The organism is Photorhabdus sp. RM71S, from assembly GCF_042879355.1.
GTDB classification, from domain to species: Bacteria; Pseudomonadota; Gammaproteobacteria; order Enterobacterales; family Enterobacteriaceae; genus Photorhabdus; species Photorhabdus kayaii.
The window spans coordinates 1-1,365 of sequence record NZ_JBHFKV010000126.1 but is presented as its reverse complement, the minus strand read 5'-3'; the positions used below and the strand labels follow the sequence as shown (position 1 = coordinate 1,365).

General features: G+C 42.3%; 4 protein-coding genes. All 4 read right to left on the bottom strand.

The genetic code is table 11. From position 1 onward, the window contains the following. A partial coding sequence (locus ACGF5R_RS23990; RefSeq protein WP_387693126.1) for a Rha family transcriptional regulator occupies positions 1-504 on the bottom strand: 504 nt, incomplete at its 3' end. Positions 505-506: 2 nt separating this feature from the next. Continuing rightward, the gene (locus ACGF5R_RS23985; RefSeq protein ID WP_049583068.1) at positions 507-791 is read right to left on the bottom strand and encodes a hypothetical protein; all 285 of its coding nucleotides are present in this window, start codon (positions 789-791) and stop codon (positions 507-509) included. Continuing rightward, on the bottom strand, positions 791-1,078 hold the full coding sequence (locus ACGF5R_RS23980; protein ID WP_049583069.1) for an ANR family transcriptional regulator: 288 nt from the start codon (positions 1,076-1,078) through the stop codon (positions 791-793). Before ACGF5R_RS23980 ends, ACGF5R_RS23985 begins: the two co-directional genes overlap by 1 nt. A 13-nt stretch (positions 1,079-1,091) precedes the next feature. Then, positions 1,092-1,365: hypothetical protein (locus tag ACGF5R_RS23975; RefSeq protein ID WP_387693125.1), on the bottom strand; the 274-nt coding region annotated here is incomplete at its 5' end.

Genomic DNA, 1,365 nt, shown 5'->3' with positions numbered 1-1,365 from the left:
AGTCGCAGCCAGAGAGAACCCAATCCAGCCCGTGGGAATAGCGCCTTGCTTGATTTGCTCAATGGTTTCATGAACCTGTTCAACTTTTTCTTCAACCTGGTTAAGGCGGCGTTCCTGTTCCACTTGCGCTAAGGCGTAAGCGAGGTTAAGTTCAGCCTGGGATTTTGGTTTTGTGGCGCCAGACTCCAGAGCAAACCAGCGATCAATGATGGCGGCCCGACGTCTTACGTCATATCCGGTGATCAGGATTTCGGTATTCCGGCGATCAAGGAGAATTTCACTGATAAAGCCACGCTCATCAATAACAACAGTAATCCCCGAAGTAAACATAACTTGTTGATTTCTATGATTCCTCAAAAATGAGGAATCAAATTCAATGCTATAAACGGCTTTCAGAATTTCCCGGATGTCACGAATAACGTTATCGTGACGCTTGTCTGTTAGCTCAGCAATTTCACGGCTGCTCATCATTGGCTGATTGCTGGTGGTGGTTACATTGGTCATTTTCATACCCCTTGCTTTTTCATTGCCTTAAGTAAGGCTTTCTTGAATTTCTTTTCTTGGCACAGGTCCAGGTACATAATCATTAGCGTTTTGTTTAACCAGATTTCATCGGTGTCGGGATCACGCCTGACACTATCGGGATAAATTGCGAGGTACTCTTTCACTGCATCCAGTGACAGGAACTCTTCCGGTGTTAATTTGCGTGCCTGTCTGCGATTGTGGGTTACTCTGGATTCCCGACTGACAGAAGTCACACCGGCTGTATGGGGTTTGTTTTGACAGCCCATTACAATCCCTCCACTTTATTAATGTGAGCCTTTAGAGCATCAGCGAGTTGTTTCGCTTCTCTCTCTTTTTTGCGACGTTGTTTGTTATCTGCTTGCCATTGTTCATAACGCTCTTGTAATGAATGACGTTTTAAATTCAGTTCAACGCGATATTCAGCCCATTCACGGTTAACTTGGTGCTTTGCATGTTCAGCGACTTTATTCCAGAGAGCTGCCGCAATTTCATATTTTTCATCTTTCTCACTTTGAATAGCTCTCTGTGAGAAATTAAAATGGGTAATATTCACTGTGAGTCCTTATTTACTGAAAGGTATATTCTGGTGAAAATCCACCGTGTTTAGCCCTTTCTGCAATTAACTTAATAAGCGCACTCATAAAGTCATCGCCTTCCTTTGTTAACTTCCAGTGTTTTGACAGATAATCGGTATAGCTATTTAAAATATAGTTATCAGCTTTCTCTCGCTTATATTCGTCATAAACAGGCGCTTCAAAAAACACATGTAAAGCTTTCTTTAATATCTCCTCTGATAATTCAACAGTACACATAGAACCATCATGAAGACTAACAGCAATG